The organism is Novosphingobium sp. (assembly GCF_049240505.1).
Lineage (GTDB): Bacteria > Pseudomonadota > Alphaproteobacteria > Sphingomonadales > Sphingomonadaceae > Novosphingobium.
Genome location: NZ_JBMLSM010000204.1, coordinates 1648 through 9596, shown reverse-complemented (window position 1 = coordinate 9596; position 7949 = coordinate 1648). Strand labels below are relative to the sequence as shown.

The 7949-nt window shown below is 63.1% G+C and carries 5 protein-coding genes and 1 tRNA gene; 4 read left to right on the top strand and 2 right to left on the bottom strand.

All coding sequences use genetic code 11. From position 1 onward, the window contains the following. The first annotated feature begins 7 nt into the window (after nt 1-7). Nucleotides 8-84, top strand: a tRNA-Ile gene (locus ACOVQ0_RS16555). A gap of 18 nt (nt 85-102) precedes the next feature. Here ACOVQ0_RS16555 and ACOVQ0_RS16550 read toward each other — a convergent pair. After that, nucleotides 103-1560: an exopolyphosphatase gene (locus ACOVQ0_RS16550; RefSeq protein ID WP_421886915.1), complete on the bottom strand. Its 1458-nt coding sequence runs from the start codon at nt 1558-1560 to the stop codon at nt 103-105. After that, the gene (locus ACOVQ0_RS16545) at nt 1561-3699 is read right to left on the bottom strand and encodes an RNA degradosome polyphosphate kinase (RefSeq protein WP_421886912.1); all 2139 of its coding nucleotides are present in this window, start codon (nt 3697-3699) and stop codon (nt 1561-1563) included. 199 nt (nt 3700-3898) lie between these two features. Between ACOVQ0_RS16545 and ACOVQ0_RS16540 the strand changes: the two genes are divergently transcribed. From ACOVQ0_RS16540 to ACOVQ0_RS16530, 3 genes are all read left to right on the top strand, one after another. Further along, nucleotides 3899-6196: a TonB-dependent receptor domain-containing protein gene (locus tag ACOVQ0_RS16540; RefSeq protein ID WP_421886908.1), complete on the top strand. Its 2298-nt coding sequence runs from the start codon at nt 3899-3901 to the stop codon at nt 6194-6196. Nucleotides 6197-6198: 2 nt separating this feature from the next. Beyond that, nucleotides 6199-7566, top strand: a complete 1368-nt coding sequence (locus ACOVQ0_RS16535) for an alkaline phosphatase family protein (protein ID WP_421886905.1) — start codon at nt 6199-6201, stop codon at nt 7564-7566. A 164-nt stretch (nt 7567-7730) separates the two neighbouring features. Then, on the top strand, nt 7731-7913 hold the full coding sequence (locus ACOVQ0_RS16530) for a hypothetical protein (protein WP_421886902.1): 183 nt from the start codon (nt 7731-7733) through the stop codon (nt 7911-7913). The last annotated feature ends 36 nt before the right edge of the window (nt 7914-7949 follow it).

Below are 7949 nucleotides of genomic sequence, written 5' to 3'. Positions count from 1 at the left end.
GCGCGATGGGCCTGTAGCTCAGTTGGTTAGAGCTGGCCGCTCATAACGGCTAGGTCGCGGGTTCAAGTCCTGCCGGGCCCACCATCACCCTTTTCCCAGCAATCAGGCTTGCAGCCCCAGATGCTGCGCCAGTTCCTTCAGATCGCGCGATGATCCATCGCCGATCAGGTGCGGCACCGCGCTCGTCAGGCGCAGATTGCCGTTCTCTTCCGTAAGCCGCGTGGCACTGATCACCGCTGCCGATCCCGCGCTCATGCGTCGGCACAACCGCGCCGCCAATCCCAGCCCGCGGGCTTCGGCCAGGGACGCAGGCGAAGCCAGACGCGTCCACACCTCTGCCCCCGCGCCATCTTTCGGCGCCTTGCCCACGCTGCCACGAAGCGCCGCAGCCAGCGCCGCGCGCCCGGCGTTGTCCACGCCGACCCATCGCTTGGCGAGGCCCCAGTCTGCAGGCAGGCCGCGCCGCAGGTTCGGCTCCACGCGCCCCGCCGCCAGACACAGCGCCAACGCCGCGCGGCCCAGCGGCGTGCGCGCCATCGGCACCACATCCGCCATCCAGGCCACCGCCGCATCGACCAGCGCAACATCCACGGCCATCCCGCCGACATATGCCATGACGCCTTCCAGCAGCGGGTCCAGCTTCTGCATGTCGTCGCTAAGCGATCCGAACAGCACGCCTTCGCGCAGGCCCCACGATGAAAATACGACCCGCCCCGGCTGCAACCGCTGCAACAGCACCGCCAGCAGCGCGGCGGCATCGGGAATGCTGGCCAACCGGCTCGACGATACGCCCTCGATCGGCTGCAGCGCCTGCCCGCGCCGCGCCAGTTGTCTTGCCAGTTTCAGCGCTTCGGCTGCCGGAAGCGCAAAACCGTGCGTATCCTCCATCGGCCAGTCCAGCCGCACCATCATGCCCCGCGCCAGCGCCCGCATCGATCCGCCAACAAGATACAGATCGGTGCCTGGCTCTGCCGCCCAATCGGCGCCTGCCAGCATCTGCCCGATTTCACGCACGAACACGCGGTCGCCCTTGGCGCGCAACGCAGGCAGACGCAGCGATCCGAGCGGCAGGCTAACCCCGTGGCTGGTGCCGCCATCGGCAACGTCCACCAGTTCAAGGCTTCCACCTCCCAGATCGCCGACGATTCCAGCAGCGTGCGGGAACGCGCCCAAAACCCCGGTTGCGCTCGTCTCGGCCTCTTCAACGCCGGTCAGCAGGCGGGGCGCAAAGCCGATGGCGCGCACCCGCTCCAGAAATTCCGCGCCGTTGCTGGCATCGCGCGCTGCCGCCGTTGCCACCACATCAACCTGCAGCACACCCGCCAGATCGATCAGCGCCTTGTATCGCGCCAGTGCCGCCAACACCCCCGCCACGGCCTTTTCGGAAAGCCGCCCCGTCTCGGCCACATGCTTGCCCAGCTTCGCCGTGACCTTCTCATTCAGCAGCGTCACCGGCGCGCGCGGCGGTCCGCCATAGACCACCAGCCGAACCGTGTTCGAACCGATGTCGATGATCGCGCGGGATTGCTCCCAACTGTATATGCTCTGCGGGCTGTTCACTCAGCCACGGTTAGCCGCACCGCGTCGCAACGCAAGCTTGGGAACTTTTCGTCCACGGGAAAGCGCCGCCCCGCGCCCGGAGAGCGACGGGTTGGTCATGAAATAGCCGTGCAGGTTGAACGAAGGATCACCTTTCTCGAACCGCTCGTAATCCCCGTCCGGTCCCAGTTCCCAGCTCTGTTCGGTGTCCAGCAGGTTCGCCAGCATCACCTGATCGAGTATCTGGTCATGCACCGTCGGGTTCTTCACCGGCACCAGCACTTCCACGCGGCGGCCCATGTTGCGGCTCATCCCGTCAGCCGACGATATGAACACCCGCGCCCGCTTGTTGGGCATCCGCGCGCCGTTGCCAAAAGCCCAGATGCGGCTGTGTTCAAGGAAGCGCCCGATGATCGATTTCACCTCGATCGTTTCCGAAAGGCCCGGCACGCCCGGCTTAAGGCAGCAGATTCCGCGCACCACCAGCCGGATTTCCACGCCGGCCATGCTGGCAAGGTAAAGCCGGTCGATCAGGTCGGGATCGGTCAACTGGTTCAGCTTGGCCCAGATCGTTGCGGGCCGCCCGGCCCTGGCCAGGGTCACCTCGCGCTCGATGCACTCGTAAAGCCGTTGACGCAGATTTATCGGGCTGATCGCCAGCAGTTCGGTGTGCTTCGGTTCGACATAACCGGTCACGAAATTGAACAACTGCCCGGCATCGCGCCCCATGCGCGGATCGGCGGTGAAGAACGACAGGTCGGTATAGATGCGCGCCGTGACCGGGTGATAATTGCCCGTGCCGAAGTGGCAATAGGTCCGATATCCGCCGCCCTCGCGCCGCACCACCATGCTGATCTTGGCGTGGGTTTTCCAGTCCACGAAGCCATAGATCACCTGCACGCCCGCGCGCTCAAGCTGCGCGGCCCACATCAGGTTCTGCTCTTCGTCAAAGCGCGCTTTCAGCTCGACCACGGCGGTAACAGACTTGCCCGCCTCCGCCGCCGCAATCAGCGCCGCGATCACCGCCGATTGCTTGCCCGCACGATACAGCGTCTGCTTGATCGCCACCACGTCCGGGTCCGCCGCCGCCTGCCGCAGGAAATCGATCACCACCTCGAAACTCTCGTAAGGGTGGTGGATCACCAGATCCTTTTCGCGGATGGCGGAAAAGCAATCGCCATCATGTTCAAGGATGCGTTCCGGGTAGCGCGGGTTATAGGGATCGAACTTCAGATCCTGCCGGTCCTCGTCGATCACCGTGGACAGCCCGCTTATCGCCAGCAGCCCCCGGCTCTTGATCACCAGCGCGTGATCCAGCCGCAGTTGCGTGCGCAACAGCCGCTCGGCGTCGGCGTCGAAATTTTCCTGCAGGTGCAGCAGGATCACCTTGCCGCGCCGCCGCCGCTGGATGGCCGTGCGATAATATCGCACCAGATCCTCGGCATCCTCTTCCAGTTCGATATCGCTGTCGCGCAGCACGCGGAACGTGCCATCGCCCAGAATCTTGAACCCCGGAAACAGCAGCGTTGCGTGGCGCCGCACCAGTTCCTCGATGCCGATCCACGCCGCCCCCCGGCCCGGCAGCCGCACAAAGCGCGGCAACGCAGGCGGGATCAGGATCATCTCCGTCACCCCGGCATTGTCTGCCACGCGCTGAAGCTGGAACAGGATGCCTGTGCCCTGATTGGCGATGAACGGAAACGGATGCGCCGGATCGATGGCCTGCGGCGTCAGCACCGGCACGACATGTTCTTCAAAGTATTCGCGCAGCCAGTCGGCCTCGCCCTTGGTCAGCACATCGTTGTCGATCAGCCGAATGCCCGCCCCGCCCAGATCCTCCTTCAGCCCGAACAGCACGTCCTGCTGCGCATCGATCAGTTCCTTCACCGCTTCCAGCAAAGCGCCAAGCTGCTGCTGCGGCGTCTGCCCATCGATGGAAAGCTCGTCGATCTGCCGCCGCACCTGGCCCGCAATCCCGGCCACGCGCACCATCATGAACTCGTCAAGATTGTTGCCGCTGATCGAAAGGAACCGCAGCCGCTCAAGCAACGGATAGTCCGCATTCACCGCTTCAGCCAGAACGCGCCGGTTGAACGCCAGCCAGCTCAGCTCGCGATTGAAAAAACGTTCCTGCACCGGTGGCAGATCATCGATACTCAAAGCCTAGTCCCCTGCCGATATTATGCCAGCCCTTGCGCATGATGCGTTACACTCACGTGACAGCGACACCCCGGAACATTGCTGTCAACCTTTCGTCACAGACATGTCCCTGATCTGTCCCTGAAATTCCACGATCCTGCAACAGCGAAGGCCTAGCAGCCGCCTCACCACGCCAATGTGGAACATGAGGGATCAAATCATGCGTATCGTCGCCGTGCTGCTTGCCAGCACTTCGCTCGTTGCTGCCCCGGCTTTTGCCGCCGAAAACATCGCCCCCGCCGCAGAAGCAGCCGCCGCTGCCGATTCCGCAAATGCGGAAATCGTCGTGCTCGGCGCAGGCCAGACCCGGCAGGTGCAGGAACTGTCCACCGCCGAACTCACCATTCTCGCTTCGGGCACCAGTCCGCTGAAGGCGATTGAAAAGCTCCCCTCGGTCAATTTCCAGTCGGCGGACGCTTTCGGTAACTACGAATGGTCTACCCGCGTCACCATTCGCGGCTTCAGCCAGAACCAGCTGGGCTTCAACCTTGATGGCATTCCGCTGGGCGACATGTCCTATGGCAATGCCAATGGGTTGCACATCAGCCGCGCGATCAGCCCTGAAAACATCGGCGTAACGCGCGTTTCGCAAGGTTCCGGTTCCATCGCCGCACAGTCGACCAACAACCTTGGCGGCACGCTGGAATTCTTCTCGCTCGACCCGAAGGATGCGCTCGGCGTCACCGCCAGCGGCACGTATGGTTCTGAAAACACCTATCGCGGCTTTGCCCGCATCGGTTTCGGCACCGAGGACGGCGCCCGCGCCTATGCCTCGGTCCAATACCAGAATGGCGACAAGTGGAAGGGCGACGGCAAGCAGCGCACGCTGATGTTCAACGGCCGTGGTGTTCTCCCGCTGGGCGAAGGCGTCGATCTCGATGGCTCTATCAGTTATTCGGATCGTGCCGAGCAGGACTATCAGGATCTCAGCCTCGAGATGATCGATCGTCTCGGCTATGACTGGGACAACTTCGGCCCCTCGCGCTATGCCGAAGCGATCAACATCGCCGATATCGCGGCCAACACCGGCTACAGCGGCGTCACCCCCACCAATCCGTCTGCGGGCACCACCTACCCCTCGCCGTTCGTCATTGCCGACGATGCCTATTATGACGCATCGGGCCTGCGCCGCGATACCCTCGCCTCGCTTGGCCTGACCATCGCCACCGGCGATACCGGCAAGTTCGCGATCAAGGGCTACTACCACGAAAACGATGGTCAGGGCACGTGGGGCACCCCCTACCTCGCCAGCCCTTCGGGCGTGCCGATGTCGATCCGCACAACCGAATACGATATCAAGCGCAAGGGTGCCTTCGCTTCGTGGACGGGCGAATTCGGCATGAACACGCTGCTGATCGGCGGCTGGTACGAAAAGAACGATTTCATCCAGTCACGCCGCTTCTACGGCTATGAAAGCCGCACCAATCCGGGCCGTGATCACCGCGATTTCCAGCGCAACCCCTTCGCCACCCAGTGGTCCATCGCGTTCGAAACCGACACGCTGCAATATTACGTGTCCGACGATATCAATCTTGGCGCTCTGAAGGTCAACCTCGGCTGGAAGGGCTATTCGGTCGACACCAACGCCTTTGCGCTGGTGAACACCAACAGCCGCGCCACCGGCGATCTGAAAGTCGAAGACTGGTTCCAGCCGCATGTCGGCCTGAACTACAAGTTCGACGGTGGCCTTGAAGCCTTCGCCGGCTTCACTCAGGTCACCCGCGCCTATCAGGCGTCCACCACCAGCGGGCCGTTCTCCTCGACGCAGGCTGGATTCGATGCCATCAAGGACACGATCAAACCTGAAAGCTCGGACACCTACGAAGCCGGTCTGCGCTACAATACCGGGATCATCAACGCCTCGCTCGCTGGTTACTACGTCAACTTCCGCGATCGTCTGCTGGTCATTCCTACCTCGCTCGGCATCGTCGGCGCCACCAATGCACTGCAGAACGTTGGTTCGGTCCGCGCGCTCGGTATCGAAGCTGCGGTGGACGTGAAGCTGCCCGGTGGGTTCGGCGCATTTGCGTCGTACAGCTATAACGACACGACGTATCGCGATGACGTGGTGATCACCACGGGCGGCACCACCACCATCCAGCCGACTGCGGGGAAGACCGTGGTCGATACGCCCAAGCACCTGCTCCGGGGCGAACTGTCGTATGACACCGACACGTTCTTCGGTCGGGTCGGCGTAAACTACATGTCGAAGCGCTACTTCAATTACCTCAACGACCGTTCAGTGCCCGGTCGCGCGTTGGTGGACGCGACCGTCGGCTACCGTCTCGACATCGGCCAGCGCCAGCCGGTCGAACTGCAGCTCAATGCCGTGAACCTGTTCGACAAGCGCTATGTCGCCACAATCGGGTCCAACGGCTTCGGCTTCAGCGGCGATAACCAGACCCTTCTGGCCGGTGCGCCGATGCAGGTGTTCGCCACGGTCAAGGTCGGCTTCTGATCATGCCCGGCCTTTCATTCGCAAAGGCCCTCGTCGCGGGCGTCGCGCTGCTCTGCAGTGCGGCGCCCGTCGCCGTCAGGGCCGAAGCAAAAGCCGCTTCCGTACTGCTCATTTCCATCGACGGGTTGCGCCCTGACGATGTGCTTGAAGCCGAAAAGCGCGGGCTGAAAATTCCCAACCTGCGCCGCTTCCTCAGCGACGGAACCTATGCAACCAGCGTCACCGGCAATCTGCCGACCGTGACCTATCCCAGCCACACCACCCTGATCACCGGGGTTGCACCTGCCCGCCACGGCATCGTCAGCAACACCACCTTCGATCCGAAGCAGATCAACTACGGCGGCTGGTACTGGTTTGCTCAGGACATCACCGCCCCAACGCTCTGGGACGCGGCAAAGTCCGCCGGTCTTTCCACCGCCAACATCCACTGGCCGGTCAGCGTCGGCGTTCCCGCGCTCGATTGGAACATGCCGCAGATCTGGCGTTCGGGCCATGCCGATGACCGCAAGATGCTGAAAGCTCTCGCCACGCCCGGCCTCTATGCCGCGCTGGAACACGATTGTGGCCCCTACGCCGATGGTATCGACGAAGGCCTCGAGGCCGACGAGAACCGCACCAAATTCGCGGTGCGCCTGATCGAAACGAAGAAGCCCGGCTTCCTCACCGTCTACTTCGCCGCGCTCGATCACGAAGAGCACCTTTTCGGTCCCGGAACCGCGCAGGCCAATGCCGTTCTCGAACGGCTCGATGCCGCAGTCGGCAGGCTCGTCGCGGCAGAAATGGCGGCAAGCCCAAATGCCACCGTCGCAGTTGTCAGCGATCATGGCTTTGTAAGCACGGATACGGAGATCAACCTGTTCCGCCCGTTCATCGATGCCGGGCTGATAAAGCTCAACGCGGAAGGCAAGGTGGCATCGTGGGACGCCATGCCCTGGCCTTCGGGCGGCTCCATCGCCGTCGTGCTCGCCCGCCCGGATGACGCCGCGCTGACCGGGATGGTCGCCGCTCTGCTCGACAAGCTGGCGGCAGACCCGCAGGCGCACATCGCGAAAATCGTTGCCCGCGCTGAAATCGCGCAGATGGGTGGCAACCCGCAGGCCAGCTTCTATGTGGACCTGAAGTCCGGCGCGCTTGCCGGAAGCTTTGATCCGCAGGCGCCGCTTGCCAAGCCGTCGCGCTACAAGGGGATGCACGGCTATTTCCCCACCTTGCCCGAAATGCGCTCCACTTTCCTCATCATGGGCAAGGGCGTGGCCAAGGCCCGCAATCTCGGCGCAATAGACATGCGCGCCATCGCCCCTACTCTGGCGGCTCGCATGGGAACATCTTTGCCCAAGGCAGAGGTGGCAGCACTGAACGTCGCTGACTGAAAGCATTGCGGACACAGCTTCTCCCGCCATTCCAGCGCTTTGGAGAAGCTGTGTTTCCACCCATCACATTGCCGAAATTTGACGAAAGTCGAATAACTTGGCGCGACTCACCCTTCCCGGCGCAAGGGTCGGCACGTCGCAATTCCGCACAAAAACGGTACCCCATGAAACGCGGCCTTTTTCGTACTATCGACACGTTCCTGGGCGAATGTGCCCGCGTCCACGAAGACGCAGGCGATGCTTTCCCCTACCTCCGCCCCGACCTCTACCGCCTGCTCGGCTTCCAGCCCGCCTATGAAGACCTGCCGCTGGTAACGCCGCAGGGGCAGGACCTGCGCCCGAACTAGCGAACTGCTTCCCCGCGCAGGCGGGGGCCTCAGTCG